The organism is Pseudomonas sp. PH1b (assembly GCF_000633395.1).
Classification (GTDB): domain Bacteria; phylum Pseudomonadota; class Gammaproteobacteria; order Pseudomonadales; family Pseudomonadaceae; genus Aquipseudomonas.
Genome location: NZ_AYMU01000021.1, coordinates 16,401 through 36,338, shown reverse-complemented (window position 1 = coordinate 36,338; position 19,938 = coordinate 16,401). Strand labels below are relative to the sequence as shown.

Sequence of the window (19,938 nt, the reverse complement as noted above, 5' to 3'; positions counted from 1 at the left end):
GGAGTTTTCCGTTTCGACTGCACCGGAAGTGGGGCGAATTATAGACCTGTAGAATCTGCCGTCAACCCTTAATTACGCTTTTGTTGCAGAAGATGCTTTTCGCGCAATTAAACGGGGAATTCGACGCATCACCGGAGGCACACGCAGCAGCAGTAACATCCCACCTATAAAGGCATAGACCGCCCACTCCTTCAGATCCGCGCGGACGATCCACAGCATATGCAGCAATCCCAACCCCAGGACGACATAGACCAAACGATGCAGCTTCTTCCATCGCGCCCCCAGGTGACGCTGGCTATAGCGATTGGATGTCAGCGCCAGGACCAATAACAAGAGGAAGCCCAGACTGCCAACTAAGATGTAAGGCCGCTTGCGCAACTCCACACCCAGCTGTGACCAGTCCAACCCCAGAATGAACACCCCGTAGGCACTCAGGTGCAGCACCACATAAGCGAAGCACCACAAGCCCAATTGCCGACGCAGTGCAATCCAGACCGGCCACCCCGTAAGCTTCTGCAATGGCGTCATGCCCAGAGTGATCAGGAGCAACACCAACGCCCCCAATCCCAAGCGATCAACCATCACCTTGCCTGGGTCTGGCCCCAGGGCCTGTGCCCAAGCTTCATACAGCCAATACAGCGGCAAGGCAGCTGCGGCAAGAAAGACGCCTACACGCCAAAACGGATAACGCATCAGTAGTTCTTCCGCAAATCCATGCCGCTATATAAAGCAGCGACTTCATCGGAGTAGCCATTGAACATCTGCGTTTCCCGCACATTGGGACTGAACAGACCGCTCGGCAGCCGCCGCTCACGTGCCTGGGTCCAGCGTGGATGATCGACAGTAGGGTTCACATTTGCGTAAAAACCATACTCGTTGGCCGCAATGCTCTGCCAGGTCGTTTTTGGCTGCTCGCTAACCAGGCTGATACGGACAATGGACTTCACGCTTTTGAAACCGTACTTCCAAGGCACGACCAAACGCAGCGGCGCACCATTTTGATTGGGCAACTCACGCCCATACATACCCACCGCCATGATCGCCAAGGGGTTCATCGCCTCATCAAGACGCAACCCTTCCACATAGGGCCAGTCGATCAAGGCAAAACCCGAGCGCTGGCCTGGCATGCTCTTGGGATCCTGCAAGGTTTCAAAACGAATGTACTTGGCCTTTGACGTCGGCTCCACCTGCTTGAGCAATGCAGAAATCGGAAAGCCAATCCATGGAATCACCATCGACCAAGCCTCCACACAGCGCAGTCGATAGATACGCTCCTCCAATTGGTAAGGCTTCATGAAGTCTTCCAGGGCGTAACGGCCCGGCTTCTCCACTTCACCATCCACCACCACACTCCAGGGCTCGGTTTTCAGCGCCCCCGCATTGGCAGCGGGATCACCTTTGTCGGTTCCGAACTCATAGAAGTTGTTGTAATGGGTGGCGTCCTTGAAAGGAGTGATCGCCTCTCCCTGAACGGTAACGGCCTGCCAACGGGTACTCGGCAACTTGTCAGCAAACCACGCAGGTGCCCTGCCCGGCTCGACCTCCGCGTATTGACCAGCAACATCTGCACTGGCCCAACGAGGCAAGCCCGACAGCGCGACACCTGCCGCTGTTGCACCTAGAAGCTGGCGACGAGAGATATAGAGGGATTCTGGCGTGATATCCGACTCTTTCGAATCCGATGCCTTGGGGAATTTGAACAGCATGGCAACTCCGCAGTATTGGAGGACAGATGCACCAATAGACTGCGGAGTATGGGGGAAATTACATCACTCGACGCTTTTGCGGCGACGAAGGTGCAACAGGTACTGAATCGGGCCGGAAGCTGCGTACGCAAGGAACACCAACAGCAGGATACGCGGCGGATCACTGAACACCACGGCGAACACCAGCACCACCGCCAGGATCGCCACAAAAGGCACGCGACCTTTCAGGTCCAGGTCCTTGAAGCTGTTGTACTTGATGTTGCTGACCATCAGCATGCCGGCAGCCGCCACCATCAAGGCCACCAGGAAGGACATCTTCGAGCCCTGGATCCCGTAATCGCTGAAGGCCCAGACGATACCCGCCACCACACCTGCAGCCGCGGGACTGGCCAGGCCGATGAAGTAGCGCTTGTCCGCCGTACCGACCTGGGTATTGAAACGCGCCAGACGCAGGGCGGCACCTGCTACATAGATGAAGGCGACCATCCAGCCCACCTTGCCCATGTCTCCCAGCGCCCAGCCGAAGGCCAGCAACGCCGGCGCTACGCCGAAGGCAACCATATCCGACAGCGAGTCGTACTCGGCGCCGAAGGCACTTTGAGTGTTGGTCATCCGGGCTACGCGCCCGTCCAACCCGTCGAGCACCATGGCGACAAAAATGGCAATGGCCGCAAAGGCGAAGTACTTGCTCGCCCCTGCCGCATCTCCGGCGCTCATCGCACTCTGGGCGCTCATGGAACTGATGATGGAATAGAAGCCTGCGAACAGGTTCGCAGTGGTGAACAGATTCGGCAGAAGATAGATACCACGATGCCGGACTTTACGGCCTTCAGCGTCATGCCCTTCTTCGACATGCTCATCGATCGGTAGCAGGCTTTCGGCGTCAGAGGCCTGGTTTGGCTCTTCGGGACGTTCGCTCATGGACAATACCTTGCAACGGTGTGAAAAGTTTCGACAGATACCCAGGACCGCGATTCGGCCACAAAGGATCCAGCTTTATACCAGAACCTATCCGTCCAAACGAAAAAACGCGGCCTAGGCCGCGTTTTCCCTGACAAGACTCGAACTTAGTTCTTGGCTTTGTCGACGATCTTGTTGGCACCGATCCACGGCATCATCGAACGCAGTTGCTCGCCGATGATTTCGATACCGTGAGCGGCGTTGTTACGACGCTTGGCGGTCATCGATGGGTAGCCGGTAGCACCTTCGCTGATGAACATCTTGGCGTATTCGCCGTCCTGGATGCGCTTCAGAGCGTTGCGCATGGCCTGACGGGATTCGGCGTTGATGACTTCAGGGCCGGTCACGTACTCGCCGTACTCGGCGTTGTTGGAGATCGAGTAGTTCATGTTGGCGATACCGCCTTCGTACATGAGGTCAACGATCAGCTTCAGTTCGTGCAGGCACTCGAAGTAGGCCATTTCTGGCGCGTAGCCCGCTTCAACCAGGGTCTCGAAACCGGCCTTGACCAGCTCAACGGTACCGCCGCACAGAACAGCCTGCTCGCCGAACAGGTCGGTTTCAGTCTCGTCCTTGAAGGTGGTTTCGATGATGCCGGTACGGCCGCCGCCGACGCCTGCGGCGTAGGACAGGGCAACGTTCTTGGCGTTGCCGGAAGCGTCCTGGTAGATCGCGATCAGGTCAGGGATACCGCCGCCCTTGACGAACTCGGAGCGCACGGTATGGCCCGGGGCCTTCGGCGCGATCATGATCACGTCGAGGTCGGCACGTGGCACAACCTGGTTGTAGTGGATCGCGAAGCCGTGGGAGAAGGCCAGGGTGGCGCCCTTCTTGATGTTCGGCTCAATTTCATTCTTGTACAGCTGGGACTGGAACTCGTCCGGAGTCAGGATCATGACCAGGTCGGCGCCGGCAACGGCTGCGGCAACGTCGGTCACTTTCAGGCCGTGGGCTTCAGCCTTGGCAACGGTAGCCGAGCCTTTACGCAGGCCGACAGTTACGTCGACGCCAGAGTCTTTCAGGTTGCAGGCTTGAGCGTGGCCCTGGGAACCGTAGCCGATGATGGCAACTTTCTTGCCTTGGATGATCGACAGGTCGCAGTCTTTATCGTAGAAAACTTTCATGAATTTCCCCTATATCAGGCCGTTCCGGCCATTGGCTAATTTGAGTTAGATGCTCAGTACTTTGTCGCCACGGGCAATCCCGGTGACACCACTGCGTACGGTTTCCAGAATCGATGCGGTGCCGATCGATTGAATGAAGCTGTCGAGCTTGTCGCTGGTACCGGTCAGTTGCACGGTATACACGCTGGCGCTGACATCAACGATCTGCCCACGGTAAATATCGGTGGTGCGCTTGACCTCGGCACGCTGGGCGCCGGTGGCCTTGATCTTGACCAACATCAGCTCGCGCTCGATGTGAGCACTTTCCGACAGGTCCACCAATTTCACCACTTCGACCAGCTTGTTCAGGTTCTTGGTGATCTGCTCGATGATCTCGTCGTGACCGACAGTGGTGAGGGTCAGACGCGACAGGGTCGGATCTTCGGTCGGCGCCACAGTCAGGCTTTCGATGTTGTAGTTACGTTGCGAGAACAGGCCTACAACACGGGACAAGGCGCCCGGTTCGTTTTCCAGAAGCAGGGAGATAATGTGCCGCATGATTAAGTACGCTCCGTCTTGCTCAGCCACATATCGCGCATGGAGCCGTCTTTGATCTGCATCGGATAGACGTGCTCGCTGGTGTCGACCTGGATATCGAGGAACACCAGGCGATCCTTCATCGCGAACGCTTCTTCCATCTTCGGCTTCAGATCCTTCAGATCCGTGATACGCATGCCCACATGACCATAGGCCTCGACCAGCTTGACGAAGTCAGGCAGCGATTCCATGTAGGAATGCGAGTGGCGGCTGCCATAACTCATGTCCTGCCATTGGCGCACCATGCCCAGCACACCGTTGTTCAGGTTGATGATCTTGACCGGCAGATCGTACTGCAGGCAGGTGGACAGCTCCTGGATGTTCATCTGGATACTGCCTTCGCCGGTAACGCAGGCGACATCACTCTCCGGGAAGCTCAACTTGACGCCCATGGCTGCCGGGAAGCCAAAGCCCATGGTCCCCAGGCCGCCGGAGTTGATCCAGCGATTGGGCTTGTTGAACTTGTAGTACTGCGCCGCGAACATCTGATGCTGCCCCACGTCGGAGGTGACATAGGCATCGCCCCTGGTCACTTCGCACAGGGTCTCGATCACGGTCTGTGGCTTGATGATGCTGCCGTCGCCCTTGTCGTACGGGAACAGGCCGCGATCACCGCGCCACTCGTCGATCTGCTTCCACCAACTGGCGACCGTGTCCTTGTTCGGGGTTTCGCCGATCTCCTTGAGGGCCGCAACCATTTCGGTCAGCACGCTCTCCACCGGACCCACGATCGGCACGTCGGCCTTGATGGTCTTGGAGATGGAGGCCGGGTCGATGTCGACATGGATGATCTTGGCGTTCGGGCAGAACTTCGGTGCACCGTTGATCACCCGGTCATCGAAGCGCGCACCCACGGCCAGGATCACATCGGCATGGTGCATGGTCAGGTTGGCGGTGTAACTGCCGTGCATACCCAGCATGCCGACGAACTGGCGATCGGTGCCCGGGTAGGCGCCCAGGCCCATCAGGGTGTTGGTCACTGGCAGATTGAGCATCTTGGCCAGTTCGGTCAGCGGTGCGGAGCCGCCACCGAGGATCACGCCGCCGCCTGCATAAAGCACAGGACGCTTGGCCGCCAGGAGCATTTCTGCTGCCTTGCGAATTTGCCCGGAGTGACCGCGAACAGCTGGGCTGTAGGAGCGCAGCTTGGCTTTCTTGGGAAAAACGTATTCGAACTTTTCAGCCGGGTTGGTCATGTCCTTGGGAATATCGACCACGACAGGGCCAGGACGACCGGATTGCGCCAGGTAGAACGCCTTCTTCATGACTTCCGGGATTTCCGAAGCGTGCTTGATCATGAAGCTGTGCTTCACGATCGGCCGGGAGATACCGATCATGTCGGTTTCCTGGAACGCATCGGTGCCGACCATGGTGCTGGGCACCTGACCGGAAATGATCACCATTGGAATCGAATCCATATAGGCGGTGGCAATGCCGGTAATGGCATTGGTCGCGCCCGGGCCGGAAGTCACCAGTACCACACCGGCTTTACCGGTGGCACGGGCGTAGCCGTCAGCCATATGGGTTGCCGCTTGTTCGTGGCGAACCAGGATGTGGGTCACTTCCGGCTCTTTGAACAGGGCATCGTAAACATGCAGGAGAGCACCACCCGGGTACCCGTAGATATACTTGACGCCTTCGTCACGCAAAAAGCGGACGAGCATGTCACCGCCAGATAAAAGCTCCACGTTGTTCACCTCTAAAACGCCAGAATACCGCCCTCAAAAGGGAGCGGGTCTTAATAGGTTTACTTCTCAGCAGAGCATGAGCGACGGTGGTCGCCGACTACGTCAGCACTGACTGAGCAAGTATTGGGAGCCCCCCAAAGTGTTGCGGGGTTTTCCCACCCAGCGCGAGGTAACGCGTTGCGGGTGTAGCACTTCGGCGCGGATGTGCGCCTCATGATCTGCTGAGTGGGTCTGCTTCTGGCAGTCCCTCTACAGCGGACTTTGGATTCTTCTGTTTCGTCCTCTTCAAGTCAAGCCGTCTATGTAGTTAATTCGAACTAAGCGCATGAGAACGCAAGAAAAAACCCAAAAACGACAGCTGCCTGCGCTTCAATTGCGCATTCCTCGACAAGCAACTCAGAAATGCGAACCCCGACTTTAGTCATCGACCTATTGATCAACTCTAATGCTCCATGGCAAAGGCAGCCACAAGCCAGCCCCCGACGCGACAGAACGCTCGGAACTCATTAAAGAGGGTTTGACTGAAAGAATGCGCAATCCGCGGGAAAGAGCGACCGTGATCGCTCATGAGTGATCAGCACGGGACAATGCAGAACGACTGCCAGGGGCACCTGGCAGTCCTGAATCAGCGGGTGGTGACGATCAGTTGATCAAACTCTTTGAGCAAGACCCGAAGTTGACGATCACGCCCTTGCATCGAACGAGCGGAGAACACCATCTCGGCCATTTCCTGGATCCCGGACGCGTTGGGCAGGGGTAGATTCTGCTCCAGGATCATTTTCATCCGGGGCAGGAAGATCCATTGCAGCCACTGTTCGAATTCCAGGGTATCCACGGCGAAAGGCTCGGTGCTGGCAAGGGCCTCGGTGCTGGGTGCAGCCTCATCCCACAGCTCTTGAGCCCTCATCTCGCGCTCGATCAGCAACAGTTGTTCGGCGATCCGGGGCAAGCGCTCATCCATCACAGCGAGACCCGGGCTTTCTGCCGCGCCTGGGCAGCACCGGCAGCGTCACCCTGCTTCTCACGTGCCTGGGCAATCAATTCCCACAGGCTCGCCTGAAGGTCGGGACGACCATTGGCGAAACTCAGGCCACGACGAGCAAACTGCTCGGCTTGCGGTGCGTCGCCCTGCGCCATGCGCACCTGGGCCAGACGATAGAGCACCTGCGGCTCACGGGGCGCCACTCGCTGCGCACGCTCGAGACTGGAGGAGGCACCGTTCAGGTCGCCACTGGACTGCTGCTGCTGAGCGGTCGTCAACAATGCCAGCACCGGGCCGTCCAACTGCTCATCGGCAGACAAGCCACCGGCGCGCGCCGAAGGAATTCCACTCGGTGTCGAAGGCATATTGTAAGTGCCCTGACTGATTGGCGCCGACTGATAGTTCGCGCCATCCACCGGGCCCGGAGTGATCGGCCCCGGCGTAATGGGGGTGCTGCTGATCGGCGCCGAGGCGGTTGCACCACCACCCGGGACCATGACCACGACCCCGGAGTCTTCTGGAATAGCCTGAGCCTGGGCTTGTGCCGGGCGCTTGATGGTCGTCTGGCGGAAGCCTCCGGAAGCGGAGATCCGCTCACTGTTGGACACGGCGGTGCCGGAGTCCACGACGGGAATGGAGCCGCGCTGCACACTGGCGCAACCGTTGAGCAATGCCAGAGCTGTAATAGCTGGAACCCACCACTTGTTCACGTCAAACCCTCATCGCTTAGTTCATCCAGCCCTTGACCCAATCCATCACCGATTCGCCATCTGCAGGGGTTCCCCCTCCACAGGACGCGCCAGGAGGCGGTTCGCTGCCGCGAATATACGGCATCTGCACCGCCCCCGGACAGTTGGCATCAGAGCCTTGCCCGGTGCGCGAATCGATCCACGCCTGAACCACGTTATCCGGCTGCGGCATATCCAGCGGCAACGGGTCGGCCTTGCGCATGAAACTGGTCCACACCTGCAGGGCACCGGTGGCACCGGTGAACGGAGTCTTGCCATTGTCGTCGCGGCCCAACCACACCACCGCCAACAGATCCTGGCTGAAGCCGGCGAACCAGCTGTCACGGGAATCGTTACTGGTTCCGGTCTTGCCCGCCAGCGCCAGGGTTTTGGGCAGCACGTTGTACACCGAACTACCGGTGCCTTCGCGCATCACCCGCTGCATCGCACTCTGGATCAGGTAGATCGAGCCGGCATCGAAACGCTGCTGGATCTGGAATGGGTAACGCTTGAGCGGCTCGCCCTCGGCGGTCAGCACACTGCGAATCCCACGCATCGGCGTATTGAAGCCGCCATTGGCCAGGGTCTGGTACATGGTTGCCACTTCTATCGGGCTCATGCCCCCCGCCCCCAGCAGCATCGAAGGAAAGGCCGGGAACTCCCGGGTCACGCCCAAGCGCCCAAGGGTCTTCAAGACATTGGGTACCCCTACTTCCAGACCCAGTCGAGCAGTGGAGAGGTTGTAGGAATGGGCCAGCCCCTGATACAGGAAAACCGTGCCATGGGAACGCCGATCGTAGTTCTGCGGCTTCCACACTTGGCCATCGGCCCCCTTGACCGAGAAGGCTTCATCGGACAGCCAACTGGTCAAGGTGTACTGGCTAGGCTTTTCCAGGGCGGTCAGGTAGACCGCCGGCTTGATCAGCGAGCCGATCGGGCGCACTGCGTCCAGTGCCCGGTTGAAGCCGGCAAAGCTGGCCTGGCGACTACCAATCATGGCCTGGACTTCACCGGTTTCCGGGTTGGTCACCACCATCGCCGCCTCGACGTCTTCCGAACCCTTGCGCCCAGCCAGGCGCTTGAAGGTGTCGTTGACCGAGGCCTCCGCCTTCATCTGCAGGATCGGGTCGAAACTGGTGAAGATACGCAGGCCTTCTTCGGTCAAGTCCTCGTCGCGGTAGTCTTCACGCAACTGGCGCTTCACCAGATCAAGGAAACCGGGGAACGAGCTGTCGGCCAGGCTGCCGCGCTTGGTGACGCCCAGGGGCATCTTCTTCGCTGCTTCGACCTGCTCGGCCGTGGCCACGCCCTGCTGTTCAAGCAGATCAAGCACCAGGTTGCGCCGCTCCATCGCACGTTCCGGATAACGCCGCGGGTTGTAATAGGAAGGTCCCTTGACCATGCCCACCAGCAACGCCACCTGATGCAACTTGAGCTCGGACAGCGGCTGGCTGAAGAAGAACTGACTGGCCAGCCCAAAACCGTGCACCGCACGCTGACCGTCCTGGCCGACGAATACCTCATTGAGGTAAGCCTCGAGAATCTCGCGCTTGTCGTAATGCAGTTCCAGCAGCAGCGCCATCATCGCTTCATTGAGCTTGCGCGACAGGCTGCGCTCGTTGGTCAGGAAGAAGTTCTTCACCAACTGCTGGGTCAGCGTACTGCCGCCCTGGCGCATCTGGCCCGACGAGGTGTTGACCCAGATCGCCCGGGCAATCGACTTCGGCGATACCCCATGGTGCGAATAAAAGTCACGGTCTTCCACCGCCACCAGGGTTTCCAGCAGATACGGCGGGACCTGGTCGATTTTGATCAGGATCCGGTCTTCAAGGTTCTTCGGGTACAGGCCGCCGATCAACAGCGGCTCCAGGCGTACCACAGCCAGCTTGGCGCCCTTGCTGCCGGAAAGCTCCGCCACATAGTCGCCGGAGAAGCGCACACGTACCGGCTGTGCCTGCTCCAGCCCTTCATAGAACTGGAAGCCACGGGTATTCAAGTCAACGGTATTGCCGCTCACCGCCGCGGCGCCTGGGCCGTTGGCGATACTTTCGCGACGATAGCCCAGGGCATCGAGTTCCGTCAGGAAGTCGTCCTTGCTGAGCTTTTGTCCGACGAACAGCTCAAGCGGGCGCGCATAGACCTTGGCTGGAATGGTCCAGCGCTTGCCGGAGAACTTTTCCTGGACCACGGCATCGAGGTAAACCGCAAAGCCGGCGAGCACCACCAGACCGACCAGACTGAGCTTGAGCGCCCAGCCCAGCCAGGGGCGCAGGCCACCAGACGGAGTTTTTTTAGCGGAACGGGGGGATCGGGTACGAGTCATGGCGGCGGATTATACGCACTTTATTCATCCTCAACATGTGCCGACCGAGGTTTGCCTTAGCGCCTGCAGCGGCCATAATGACGCCCTCGATTTTCCCGACTCTGAAGGATCGCCCGTGAGCCAGTCCCTGATCGCAGCCCTGCAAAACCCCGCTTTGTACCCGCATCCCGTAGATGGGTTCCAGGTCATCGAAACCCACATTTCCTGGGTGCTGCTCACCGGTCCCTTTGCCTATAAAGTGAAGAAGCCGGTCAACTTCGGCTTCCTTGACTTCACCAGCCTGGATGCTCGCGAACACTTCTGCTCTGAAGAACTGCGCCTGAACCAGCGTCTGACCGATGACCTGTACCTGGAAGTGCTGCCCATCACCGGCAGCAGCGAGGCCCCAGAACTGGGCGGCAGCGGCGCGGCCATCGAATACGTCCTGAAAATGCGCCAGTTTCCCCAGAGCCAGTTGCTCAGCACCCTGCAAGCCAACAGCGAACTGACCACTGCCCACATCGACGAGATGGCCCAGCAGATCGCCCAGTTCCACCTCAGCGCCCCCAAGGTGCCGGCCGACCACGAGGCAGGGACCCCAGAAAGCGTGATGGCCCCGGTGCGTCAGAACTTCGAGCAGATTCGTCCATTCCTCAGCGACAAGGCCGACTTGCAGCAGCTCGAAGCCCTGGAAGCCTGGGCTGAAGCCAGTTACGAGCGCCTCAAGCCACTGCTGGCTCAACGCAAGAGCGAAGGCTTCATTCGCGAGTGCCACGGCGATATCCACCTGGGCAACGCCACCCTCATCAACGGCAAGGTGGTGATTTTCGACTGCATCGAATTCAACGAACCGTTCCGTTTCACCGATGTGTACGCCGATACCGGCTTCCTCGCCATGGACTTGGAAGACCGTGGCCTGAAAAGCCTGGCACGGCGTTTCATCAGCCAATACCTGGAGCTGACCGGCGACTACCAGGGCCTTGAGCTGCTCAACTTCTACAAAGCCTATCGCGCCCTGGTGCGCGCCAAGGTCAGCCTGTTCAGCATGCCTGCCGATGCCACTCCGGTACAGCGCGCCACCACCCTGCGCCAGTACCGCAACTACGCCAACCTGGCGGAAAGCTACAGCACCATTCCCTCGCGTTTCCTGGCCATCACCTCGGGTGTCTCGGCGGTCGGCAAGAGCAGCGTGGCCATGCGCCTGGTGGAAGCCTTGGGCGCTATTCGCCTGCGCTCGGACGTGGAGCGCAAGCGCCTGTTCGGCGAGCAGCAAGTACCCAATGACGTGCATGCCGGCATCTACAGCAGCGAGGCCAGCAATGCCACCTACACTCGCCTGCATGAAGTGGCCGAAATCATCCTGCGCGCCGGCTTCCCGGTGGTGATCGATGCCACCTACCTCAAACGCGCCCAACGATATGCCGCGGCCAAGGTCGCCGAAGCCACCGGGACGCCGTGCCTGATCATCGACTGCAATGCACCTGAGGCGGTGATCGCCAGCTGGCTGGCGCAACGCCAGGCCGATCAAAACGATCCGTCCGATGCCACCCTGGAAGTGATCGCGACCCAGCAAGCCACTCGCGAAGCCTTGACCGACGAAGAACTGTTGCGCAGCAAACGCGTCGAAACCAACGAAAGCGGTAGCCTGGACGCCCTGGTCGCCAACATTCGCCAGCGTCTCCCCGGCCTGTAATCGACTATTTCAGCCGTGAAGCGGCAAAGACTTCACGGCTGAAAAATAGTGGCACTATACTGGCGTCATAAATCCAACACGGATGACGTCGCCATGAGCCAACCAAAACTTCTCGATACTCCGCTTTACGCCCTGCTGCATAAAGACGACATCGTCGGCTTCAACCGCGAACGTCCGAAGGATCAGCCCATCGACATGCGAAGCGGTGACTTCCGGGGCCTCGATCTGCGGGAACTGAACGCCGAAGGTGTCGACTTCACCGATGCTTATTTCCGCTCTGCCGATCTGCGCGGCCTGGATCTCAGACACTCCTCCATGGAAGGTGCCAGCCTAGCCCATGCACAGATTTCCGGTGCCTACTTCCCGGTAGAACTGAGTGCCGACGAGATTCTCATGTCAGTCAATTTCGGCACCCGCCTGCGTTACCGCACCCGCTAGGCCAGTTCGTCCTGCCCTGTCCGGTGCCCACTTCGCGCCGGACTGTGGATCCCCGCTCCCTCGCTTCCCCCCCTCCTCCCTCCTCTTTCAAGGCTTTCCGGGCCCCGATGTGCCCGCCTTAGAAGCATTTGCGTCCAAACCGACCAAAGAACAGCGCGTTTTCTACTGAGCGCTACACTCCTTTGAGGCTGCCCACTCACCATTCGGCCATCGCCAGGAGGCTTAATGAATGATGAACTGCAACACTTGAAGAACCTTGGCAAGACATCCGCACAATGGCTGCATGCAGTGGGCATCCACAGTGCTTCCGACTTGCGTCGCCTGGGCGCAGTGGATGCTTATCGGGCAGTGCGCACCCGCGGCTTTCGTGCCTCCAAGGTTCTCCTGTATGCCATCGAAGGCGCATTGATGGACATGCACTGGAACGATCTCCCTGCCGAACGCAAAGAGGCGCTGAACAAGCAGTTGGACGCCATTTCCACTCGTCATAAAAACTGACCGGCAGAACCTTATGTATCTATTGGGCGAGCAACCGGCCTACGCCGATGCCTTGATCAATCGGCTGCAGAGCCTTCCAGCCCAAATGCTGGAAGGCCTCTCGCCTGCTGGTCCGACGCTGGATCTAGCCCCAGTGGCCGATCTCTCCGGCGCTTTGCCCGGGCACCAGTTGTTCCTGCTGGACAGTGGCGTGATCCAGGCCCGTGTCGAAGAGCGCCCCCTGTTTTATCTGCACGAGGGCGACCTGGTAGGGTTGCGGCGCGGCATCGAGCATCCGCAGTGGCAACTGGGATGCGACACCCCGCTACAGCTGATTCCCTACCTGAGGACCGAAGTGTTCCGGCATATCTATGCCGATGAACAACGCTCGGAGCTGCTGCTGCAATACCTGATTGGCCAGACGGCTTTGCTGTCCGATGCCGTCGCCCGTCTGAAGCCGCCGGAGCTGCGCAGCAGCAACGGCTTCAAACGGGTGGAAACCGGCGAGCTGCTGATTGCCCAAGGTGATGAGGCCGATCATGTGTTCGTGATTCTCGAAGGCCGGGCAGAGGCCTTCGTCGACGGGCACAAAGTGGGCGATGTCCCCAAGGACGAGATTTTCGGCGCCATGGCCGTCTTTACCGGAGAAAAACGCAGTGCCAGCGTCATTGCCAGTGAACCCAGTACGGTCATGCTGATCCCCAAGGAGCAGTTTCTCAGTCTGACCCAGAGCAACCCGCGGATCGCCCACAGCCTGATTGAAAGCATGGCCCGGCGCATTGACCTGCTGAACAAGGAAGTGACCCGGCTCATAGCCCTGAACCAGCCGGACTGAGGTCGGTTTACGAGGATCCAAACAAGCGTTTGGCGAAATATGCAAAAACTGAAAAAGCTTTGTTGACTTCGAAATGAGAATCGTTATGATTATCACAACTGGTCGCGAGATCAGTTGGATAACCTGGAAGACCAGTGGTTCGGACTCTCAGATTATCTCCTCATCAGGCTAATCACGGTTATTTGACCCGGCTCTTGCCGGGTCTTTTTTTGTCCGTAAAAAGGCATCGCGATCATCACCGCAATGCCGCGCAATAATCCTTGGCCGGCTGGGCCGGTGTGTACCAGACAAAGTCGGCGGACGAGGCCGCCACCGGAGTGCCCCGCTCCGCCAGGATCAACACCACGACTTCCTGCTTCTGGTCCAGATCCGCCACATGCAAGGGCACCCCGAGGTCCTTGCGCCCGTGGAAGGTTCCAGCAAACAACAGGGCCGGGGTCGGTGCCGCCAGCAGTCGCTCGGCCATCCGCCGATCACGCTGCTGCTGCACGGCAAGCATGGCCGGCACCTGGCTATCGGGCAGCAAGCCACAATGGGATTCACGGATCTGCGTCGACAAGGCCTCTGTCACCGCAGGAGCGCCGGCCCGCTCCCCCGAGAGCAATGGCGCGCGCCCGTAGACTTCTCGCACTTCCTGGCGATCCAGGTTGGCAGCAAGCAACGGGTAGGGCTGCCTTAGCGCATACCCCACCAACGGACCGTAAAGGCTCCACTGCCAGCCTGGCTGCCAGGCCAGCAGGCCGGGCAGATCATCAGGCAGGCGAGCACCCTCAAGAGAACGCTTCAGCGCATCGACTTTTGGCTGCTGATCGGGATTGAGCATTTCCAGTAGCAGGCTGCCCTGAGGTCGCGCCACGACCATTGAACGCAACAACCACAATTGCACGGCATGGTGGTCGGCATTGTCGTGCTGTTCGCCGACGATCACCCGCGGGATAACGGCCAGGCGCGCCACCAGTTCGTCCGGGGCAAGCACCTGACCACTGCGCAGATCGATGATATTGCCGGAATAATCCTCCACCGGAGGCGGCAAGAGCTCGAGCGAGCTCCGACAGCCGGCCAGCAGGATTGCCAGCAGCAGGAGTGCACGCATCCTTTCTTCTCCCCAGGTTTCAGGTCAACGGGCAATGATCAACGGATGCCCCCGTTCAGGATGCTCCTGCACCAGGACTTCCAGGCCAAATACCTCTTTCAACGGTTCAGGACGCAGCACCGCAGCCGGCGTCCCGAGCGAATGGGGGCGCCCGCCCTCCAGCAACAGCACGCGATCACAGTAGCGTGCTGCCAGATTCAGGTCATGGAGAATGATCAGCACCGCCGCACCGCGATCGGCAAACGCCCGAATGGCTTGCAATGTAACGTGCTGGTGCAAGGGGTCGAGAGCCGAGGTGGGCTCGTCGAGCAGCAAGTTATGCCCCGCTTGTCCCGGCCATAGTTGCGCCAGGACCCGAGCCAGGTGCACTCGCTGGCGCTCGCCTCCCGACAGCGCCAAGTAGCTGCGTCCCCACAGGTGGGTGACATCGGCCGCCTCAAGCGCAGCATTGACGATCTCTTCATCACGCGCACGGCCACTCTGATGGGGCAACCTTCCCAGCCCCACCACTTCTTCGACTCGAAAGGCGAAATCCAGGCTGGACGCCTGGGGCAGCACGGCCAACCGTTGCGCGCGCAACGCCCCTTCCCACTGCGCCAGCTCACGCTGATCCAGCGATACCCGGCCCTGGTGGGCTGCCAGCTCGCCACTCAAGGCCCCCAGCAGGCTGCTTTTACCCGCACCATTGGGCCCCAGCACCCCTAGTACTTCCCCGGGCAACAGCTGCAGATCGATACCGGCCAATACGTCTTTGCCACCACGTCGGACGTGCAGGTTCTCCACTCGCAACATCAGGCTCGCCCTCGCAACAACAGATACAGAAAGAACGGCGCACCAATGAATGCAGTGACAATCCCGATAGGCAGCTCGGCCGGCGCCAACGCCAGGCGAGCCACCAGGTCCGCCAGCAGCAGCAGGCTGGCTCCCGCGAGGATCGATGCGGGCAGCAAGGTCCGATGATCCGGCCCCGACAACAGACGCACCAGATGCGGCACCACCAGACCAACAAAGCCGATCATCCCCGCAGCAGCAACCGCGGCGCCCACACCCAGGGCGGTACAGAACACCAGTTCGCGCTTGAGCCCTTCAACATCGATCCCCAGGTGCTTGGCCTCGGACTCCCCCAGCAGCAGCGCATTCAGCGCCTTGGCCCGGCGCGGCAACCACAGCGCCACCGCGGTGGTCACCAGCAGCAACGGCCACAGGCGCTGATAACTGGCGCCGTTGAGGCTGCCCAGGTTCCAGAAGGTCAAGGTGCGCAGGGTGGCATCATCCGCCAGATAGGTGAACAGCCCCACGGCCGAACCGGCCAGGGCGGTTAACGCGATCCCCGCCAGCAGCATGGTCGCGACGTGGGTCTGGCCATTGCGCCGTCCCAGGCGATAGACCAGCGCCGTCACTCCCAGCCCACCCAGAAAGGCACAGAGTGAAAGCAGATAGGGGCCAATGGCCTCTGGCAGGCCACCGAACATCGAGCCACCGACAATCGCGACGGCTGCGCCCAATGCGGCACCGCTGGACACTCCCACCAGCCCCGGATCCGCCAGGGGATTGCGAAACAGCCCCTGCATGGCCACCCCGGACAAGGCCAGGACTCCGCCTACAGCCAGCCCCAGCAGCGTCCGTGGCAGACGGATCTGCCCAAGGATCAGCTCAGCCTGTTCCAGCCCCTGCCCATCGATCGGTAGCCCCAGCAACCGCAGGGCGGCACGCAAGGTATCGAACAACGGCAGACTGACCGGCCCCAGGGCCAGAGACAACCAGATGGCCAGGAGGCACAGGGCGCCCAGCCCGAGAAACAACGCTCTTGGTTTGACCAGACGACTCATTGGGCCGGCTTGGCCTGGGGATAGAACGCGGTCGACAGACGCTTCAGGCTGTCCGGCAGACGGGGGCCCAGGCCGCCCACCAGCAAGGTCGGATCCAGCTCGACCACACGCCCGGCCTTGGCCGCCGCCGTGGCCGCCAATACCGGATTCTCCTTGAACAGGGCCGCACGGGCCGCATCACCGGTCAGGCTGCGATCGGAGAACACCAGCACCTGGGGGTTCAACCCCGCCAGGGACTCCACCGAAAACGGCTTGTAACCGGTATGAGTCGCCAGATTGCGTCCGCCCGCCTGCTGCAGCAACCAGTCCGCAGCGGTGTCCTTGCCTGCTATCAGGGGTTTTCCACCGGCATGCCCGAGCAACAGCAGCACCCCGGGCGCAGCCTGTTGCGCCTGGGCCTGGGCGACCCAGGCCTTCTGCTGTTCGAGTTGCTGTTGATATCCCTGAAACAGCTCTGCGGCCTGTCCCTCACGCCCCAGAAGCTGTCCCAGGTGCTGCAGGGTGTGCTGCAGGGTCGGCAGGTCCGCTTGCGCGGAAAACAGCTCGACCTGGACCCCGGCACTGCGTATCTGCGACAGCACTGGCGGCGGGCCCATCTCTTCGGTGCCCACTAGGATCTGCGGTCGCAGGCTGAGGATGCCTTCGGCCGACAACTGGCGCTGATAACCGATGCTCGGCAATGCCTTGAGAGAAGCCGGGTGCTGGCTGGTGGTATCGACGCCCACCAGTTTCGACTCGGCCCCCAGGGCCGCCACCCACTCGGACAAGGCTCCACCAGCACTGACCCAACGCTGCGGCAACTCATCGGCGGTGGCCCATTGGCTCACCAGCAATCCGGCACAGAACGCAATGGCGCTGGCTCTCAGGCGCATAAGAACATTTCCTTGATAGAGGTGAAGCCCGCAAGGCAGCTGTCCATGTGACATGCCAGGCAGAGCAGGCATCGAAATGAGCAAGTGCCCCATGACGAGCGAGGCGGCCATTTGATAATTGTTTTCATTTGGCCGTCAAGCGTCGACATGTTTCATTCTGCAGTCACGGAAAAACTGTGACAGCCTGAGCGCAGAGCCGTTGGAACCTGAGGATAGCCATGAAATTTCTTTGCGCCGCAAGTGATCTGCCCGAGGCCGGCAGCCGCGGTTTCCAGCTCGGTGGAGTGAAGCTGTTTGCCGTACGCCGCGAACATCAGGCCTATGTGTATGCCAATCGCTGTCCACACCGCGGCGTCTCCCTGGAGTGGCAACCCGACCAGTTCCTCGATCCCAGCGCCAGCCTGATCCAGTGCGCCACCCACGGCGCGCTGTTTCTGATTGAAAGTGGCGAGTGCGTGGCCGGCCCCTGCGCCGGCCAGTTCCTGGAAGCCATCGACTGTCGCGAAGACAGCCAGGGAATCTGGGTCGACCTCTAGCCTTCGAGCAACACCTCAAGACGTCGGTCGATGCAGACCTCTTGTGCGGTCAGGCGAACGCCGTAGGCCAGCACTTCGACTCCCGCCGCCACAGCCTCCCGCAAGGCAGCCGCATACCCCGGGTCGATTTCCTGCGCCGGACGCACTGCCTCGATCCCCGAAAGGTTGACGCAATACAGCTGCACCGCGCGTACGCCGTCCCGGGCCAGGCTCGCCAACTCGCGCAAGTGCTTGGCTCCGCGCTGGGTCACGGCATCGGGAAACGCCGCCACCGCCGAGCCATCGAACCCCAGGGTGACGCTCTTGACCTCGACATAGGCCGGCCCTTCCGGGTAATCCAGGCGAAAATCGATGCGACTGTTCTCTTGCCCATAGGGCACTTCGCGCTTGAGCCCGCTGAACCCGTTCAATTCGCTGATCAGCCCGGCCCGCAGCGCCTCCTCAACCAGCGAATTGGCCCGCGCGGTATTCACGCAAGCCAGCCGCCCCTGAGGCGTCTCACTGATTTCCCAAGTGCCCGGCAGCTTGCGCTTGGGATCATTGGAACGGCTGAACCAGACCTGGCCGCCTTCGACCATGCAGTTGAACATCGAGCCGGTATTGGGGCAGTGGATGGTCAACTGTTCGCCGCCAAGGGTTTCAATATCAGCCAGGAAACGTTTGTAGCGACGCAGCAGACGCCCTTCTTCCAGGGGAGGATCGAAGCGCATCAGCCTTGCCAACTCTGCAGGCCGCGGGCAATGCGCTCCACGGCTTCCTGCAGGCGCTCCAGGCTCTGGGTGTAGGCAAATCGCACATGATGGCCGGCTTGATGGCGACCAAAATCCAGCCCCGGCGTGAAGGCCAGGTGCTCGGTCTCCAGGAAGTGCCGGCAGAAGGCAAAGGCATCTCCGCCAAAGGCACTGATATCGGCGTACAGGTAAAACGCCCCCTCGGGTTCTACGGCAATGCCGAACCCCAGCTCGCGCAAGGCGGGCAGAAGGAAGTCGCGACGCCGGCCGAATTCGGCACGACGCTCTTCCAGAATGCTGATGGTTTCCGGCTTGAAACAGGCCAGGGCGGCATACTGGGCCATGCTCGGCGCGCTGATGTAGAGGTTCTGCGCCAGCTTCTCCAGCTCACCGATGGCCGCCGGCGGCGCCACCAGCCAACCCAGGCGCCAGCCGGTCATGCCGAAATACTTGGAGAAACTGTTCAGGACAAAGGCACTGTCATCGACTTCCAGCACGCTGGCAGCATCCGTGCCATAGGTCAGGCCGTGATAGATCTCGTCCACCACCAAATGCCCATTGCGCGCCTTGACTGCAGCGGACAGGCCAGCCAGCTCGTCGCGACTGAGCAGGGTGCCCGTCGGGTTCGCCGGTGAGGCCACCAGGGCGCCGACGCTGTCTTGATCCCAATAGCGCTCCACCAGGTCCGGTGTCAGTTGGTAACGCACGTCCGGCCCCACCGGAACCAGTTGCGCAGCCCCCTCCACCAGACGCAGAAAGTGCCGGTTGCACGGATAGCCCGGGTCTGCCAGCAGCCAATGCTTGCCCGGGTCCACCAGCAGGCTGCTGGCCAACAGCAAGGCGCCGGAACCACCGGGGGTGATCATGATCCGCTCGGGGTCGATATCCAGGCCATAACGCTGTTGATAGAAGCCGGAGATCGCCCGCCGCAACTCGGGAATTCCGCGCGCCGCGGTATAGCGGGTCTTGCCCGCACTCAATGCCGCCTGCCCGGCCTTGATGATCGGCTCGGCCGTGGTGAAGTCCGGTTCGCCGATCTCCAGGTGAATCACATCATGCCCGGCGGCCTGCAACTCATTGGCGCGGGCCAGCAGGGCCATGACATGGAAAGGTTCGATAGCGCGACTGCGCGCACTGTAGGGCAGAGCCATTAGCCTTCCTTCAATTCGAGTGGGGAGCAAAAGTCCGATTCTACCCATCTGGCGAAGTCCGGGAGAACCCGAGGCCATATGAGCGGTCTGTTGCCTTGCGCCAACAGGTGCCACATAACCTGCAGACTTGACTAAAATCAATGATTGAACGAGCCGATCAGCAAGCCGCGTCGGACTTTTCCCGTCCTTGTGAGCCAGGCAGCACATAGGCTCGACA

Annotated in this window: 20 protein-coding genes; 5 read left to right on the top strand and 15 right to left on the bottom strand. The window is 60.5% G+C overall.

Annotated features, from left to right (window positions below; all coding sequences use genetic code 11):
• Positions 1-72: 72 nt before the first annotated feature.
• The 9 genes from msrQ to mrcB all read right to left on the bottom strand — a co-directional run bounded on the left by msrQ (position 73) and on the right by mrcB (position 10,087).
• Entirely contained in the window at positions 73-693 is a 621-nt protein-coding gene (gene msrQ, locus U873_RS0127435; protein WP_025131293.1) for a protein-methionine-sulfoxide reductase heme-binding subunit MsrQ, read from the bottom strand.
• Positions 693-1,706, bottom strand: a complete 1,014-nt coding sequence (gene msrP / locus U873_RS0127430; protein WP_025131292.1) for a protein-methionine-sulfoxide reductase catalytic subunit MsrP — start codon at positions 1,704-1,706, stop codon at positions 693-695. The genes msrQ and msrP overlap by 1 nt, the downstream gene beginning before the upstream one ends.
• A 63-nt stretch (positions 1,707-1,769) precedes the next feature.
• Entirely contained in the window at positions 1,770-2,627 is an 858-nt protein-coding gene (pssA, locus tag U873_RS0127425) for a CDP-diacylglycerol--serine O-phosphatidyltransferase (RefSeq protein WP_011063487.1), read from the bottom strand.
• A 146-nt stretch (positions 2,628-2,773) separates the two neighbouring features.
• Positions 2,774-3,790 (bottom strand): ketol-acid reductoisomerase, encoded by a 1,017-nt coding sequence (ilvC, locus tag U873_RS0127420; RefSeq protein WP_007959661.1) that lies wholly within the window; start codon positions 3,788-3,790, stop codon positions 2,774-2,776.
• A 45-nt stretch (positions 3,791-3,835) separates the two neighbouring features.
• The gene (gene ilvN / locus U873_RS0127415) at positions 3,836-4,327 is read right to left on the bottom strand and encodes an acetolactate synthase small subunit (RefSeq protein WP_011063488.1); all 492 of its coding nucleotides are present in this window, start codon (positions 4,325-4,327) and stop codon (positions 3,836-3,838) included.
• Positions 4,328-4,329: 2 nt separating this feature from the next.
• Complete coding sequence (locus U873_RS0127410; protein WP_025131291.1) at positions 4,330-6,054, bottom strand: acetolactate synthase 3 large subunit; 1,725 nt, start codon at positions 6,052-6,054, stop codon at positions 4,330-4,332.
• A 625-nt stretch (positions 6,055-6,679) separates the two neighbouring features.
• A complete protein-coding gene (locus U873_RS0127405) occupies positions 6,680-7,015 on the bottom strand; it encodes a YqcC family protein (RefSeq protein WP_025131290.1) in 336 nt (111 codons plus the stop codon).
• The gene (locus U873_RS0127400; protein WP_025131289.1) at positions 7,015-7,746 is read right to left on the bottom strand and encodes a M48 family metallopeptidase; all 732 of its coding nucleotides are present in this window, start codon (positions 7,744-7,746) and stop codon (positions 7,015-7,017) included. Before U873_RS0127400 ends, U873_RS0127405 begins: the two co-directional genes overlap by 1 nt.
• 16 nt (positions 7,747-7,762) lie before the next feature.
• On the bottom strand, positions 7,763-10,087 hold the full coding sequence (mrcB, locus tag U873_RS0127395) for a penicillin-binding protein 1B (protein WP_025131288.1): 2,325 nt from the start codon (positions 10,085-10,087) through the stop codon (positions 7,763-7,765).
• Between the two features lie 115 nt (positions 10,088-10,202).
• Here mrcB and U873_RS0127390 point away from each other — a divergent pair, with 115 nt between their 5' ends.
• From U873_RS0127390 to U873_RS0127375, 4 genes are all read left to right on the top strand, one after another.
• On the top strand, positions 10,203-11,759 hold the full coding sequence (locus tag U873_RS0127390) for a bifunctional aminoglycoside phosphotransferase/ATP-binding protein (protein WP_025131287.1): 1,557 nt from the start codon (positions 10,203-10,205) through the stop codon (positions 11,757-11,759).
• Between the two features lie 93 nt (positions 11,760-11,852).
• Entirely contained in the window at positions 11,853-12,197 is a 345-nt protein-coding gene (locus tag U873_RS0127385) for a pentapeptide repeat-containing protein (protein ID WP_025131286.1), read from the top strand.
• 225 nt (positions 12,198-12,422) lie between these two features.
• Positions 12,423-12,695 (top strand): TfoX/Sxy family protein, encoded by a 273-nt coding sequence (locus tag U873_RS0127380; protein ID WP_025131285.1) that lies wholly within the window; start codon positions 12,423-12,425, stop codon positions 12,693-12,695.
• 13 nt (positions 12,696-12,708) lie between these two features.
• A complete protein-coding gene (locus tag U873_RS0127375; RefSeq protein ID WP_025131284.1) occupies positions 12,709-13,509 on the top strand; it encodes a Crp/Fnr family transcriptional regulator in 801 nt (266 codons plus the stop codon).
• 235 nt (positions 13,510-13,744) lie between these two features.
• Here U873_RS0127375 and U873_RS0127370 read toward each other — a convergent pair whose 3' ends face one another.
• Genes U873_RS0127370 through U873_RS0127355 form a run of 4 tightly spaced genes read right to left on the bottom strand, consistent with a single transcriptional unit; the run spans position 13,745 to position 17,303 of the window.
• Complete coding sequence (locus U873_RS0127370; RefSeq protein WP_025131283.1) at positions 13,745-14,602, bottom strand: ChaN family lipoprotein; 858 nt, start codon at positions 14,600-14,602, stop codon at positions 13,745-13,747.
• Between the two features lie 24 nt (positions 14,603-14,626).
• Complete coding sequence (locus U873_RS0127365; protein ID WP_025131282.1) at positions 14,627-15,394, bottom strand: heme ABC transporter ATP-binding protein; 768 nt, start codon at positions 15,392-15,394, stop codon at positions 14,627-14,629.
• The gene (locus U873_RS0127360; RefSeq protein ID WP_025131281.1) at positions 15,394-16,431 is read right to left on the bottom strand and encodes an iron ABC transporter permease; all 1,038 of its coding nucleotides are present in this window, start codon (positions 16,429-16,431) and stop codon (positions 15,394-15,396) included. Before U873_RS0127360 ends, U873_RS0127365 begins: the two co-directional genes overlap by 1 nt.
• A complete protein-coding gene (locus U873_RS0127355; protein WP_025131280.1) occupies positions 16,428-17,303 on the bottom strand; it encodes a hemin ABC transporter substrate-binding protein in 876 nt (291 codons plus the stop codon). The genes U873_RS0127360 and U873_RS0127355 overlap by 4 nt, the downstream gene beginning before the upstream one ends.
• A gap of 218 nt (positions 17,304-17,521) precedes the next feature.
• Here U873_RS0127355 and U873_RS0127350 point away from each other — a divergent pair, with 218 nt between their 5' ends.
• Positions 17,522-17,839, top strand: a complete 318-nt coding sequence (locus U873_RS0127350; protein ID WP_025131279.1) for a Rieske (2Fe-2S) protein — start codon at positions 17,522-17,524, stop codon at positions 17,837-17,839.
• On the opposite strand, the gene sfsA is transcribed toward U873_RS0127350, so the two are convergent.
• A complete protein-coding gene (gene sfsA / locus U873_RS0127345; protein WP_025131278.1) occupies positions 17,836-18,549 on the bottom strand; it encodes a DNA/RNA nuclease SfsA in 714 nt (237 codons plus the stop codon). The two genes, U873_RS0127350 and sfsA, sit on opposite strands and share 4 nt — an antisense overlap.
• On the bottom strand, positions 18,549-19,721 hold the full coding sequence (locus U873_RS0127340) for a pyridoxal phosphate-dependent aminotransferase (RefSeq protein ID WP_025131277.1): 1,173 nt from the start codon (positions 19,719-19,721) through the stop codon (positions 18,549-18,551). Before U873_RS0127340 ends, sfsA begins: the two co-directional genes overlap by 1 nt.
• Between the last annotated feature and the right edge of the window lie 217 nt (positions 19,722-19,938).

Bases quoted from the DNA above. Each gene is read 5' to 3' on its own strand.
- msrQ (WP_025131293.1), bottom strand. From the start codon at position 693: ATGCGTTATCCGTTTTGGCGTGTAGGCGTCTTTCTTGCCGCAGCTGCC.
- msrP (WP_025131292.1), bottom strand. From the start codon at position 1,706: ATGCTGTTCAAATTCCCCAAGGCATCGGATTCGAAAGAGTCGGATATC.
- pssA (WP_011063487.1), bottom strand. From the start codon at position 2,627: ATGAGCGAACGTCCCGAAGAGCCAAACCAGGCCTCTGACGCCGAAAGC.
- ilvC (WP_007959661.1), bottom strand. From the start codon at position 3,790: ATGAAAGTTTTCTACGATAAAGACTGCGACCTGTCGATCATCCAAGGC.
- ilvN (WP_011063488.1), bottom strand. From the start codon at position 4,327: ATGCGGCACATTATCTCCCTGCTTCTGGAAAACGAACCGGGCGCCTTG.
- U873_RS0127405 (WP_025131290.1), bottom strand. From the start codon at position 7,015: ATGGATGAGCGCTTGCCCCGGATCGCCGAACAACTGTTGCTGATCGAG.
- mrcB (WP_025131288.1), bottom strand. From the start codon at position 10,087: ATGACTCGTACCCGATCCCCCCGTTCCGCTAAAAAAACTCCGTCTGGT.
- U873_RS0127385 (WP_025131286.1), top strand. From the start codon at position 11,853: ATGAGCCAACCAAAACTTCTCGATACTCCGCTTTACGCCCTGCTGCAT.
- U873_RS0127380 (WP_025131285.1), top strand. From the start codon at position 12,423: ATGAATGATGAACTGCAACACTTGAAGAACCTTGGCAAGACATCCGCA.
- U873_RS0127375 (WP_025131284.1), top strand. From the start codon at position 12,709: ATGTATCTATTGGGCGAGCAACCGGCCTACGCCGATGCCTTGATCAAT.
- U873_RS0127370 (WP_025131283.1), bottom strand. From the start codon at position 14,602: ATGCGTGCACTCCTGCTGCTGGCAATCCTGCTGGCCGGCTGTCGGAGC.
- U873_RS0127365 (WP_025131282.1), bottom strand. From the start codon at position 15,394: ATGTTGCGAGTGGAGAACCTGCACGTCCGACGTGGTGGCAAAGACGTA.
- U873_RS0127360 (WP_025131281.1), bottom strand. From the start codon at position 16,431: ATGAGTCGTCTGGTCAAACCAAGAGCGTTGTTTCTCGGGCTGGGCGCC.
- U873_RS0127355 (WP_025131280.1), bottom strand. From the start codon at position 17,303: ATGCGCCTGAGAGCCAGCGCCATTGCGTTCTGTGCCGGATTGCTGGTG.
- U873_RS0127350 (WP_025131279.1), top strand. From the start codon at position 17,522: ATGAAATTTCTTTGCGCCGCAAGTGATCTGCCCGAGGCCGGCAGCCGC.
- sfsA (WP_025131278.1), bottom strand. From the start codon at position 18,549: ATGCGCTTCGATCCTCCCCTGGAAGAAGGGCGTCTGCTGCGTCGCTAC.
- U873_RS0127340 (WP_025131277.1), bottom strand. From the start codon at position 19,721: ATGGCTCTGCCCTACAGTGCGCGCAGTCGCGCTATCGAACCTTTCCAT.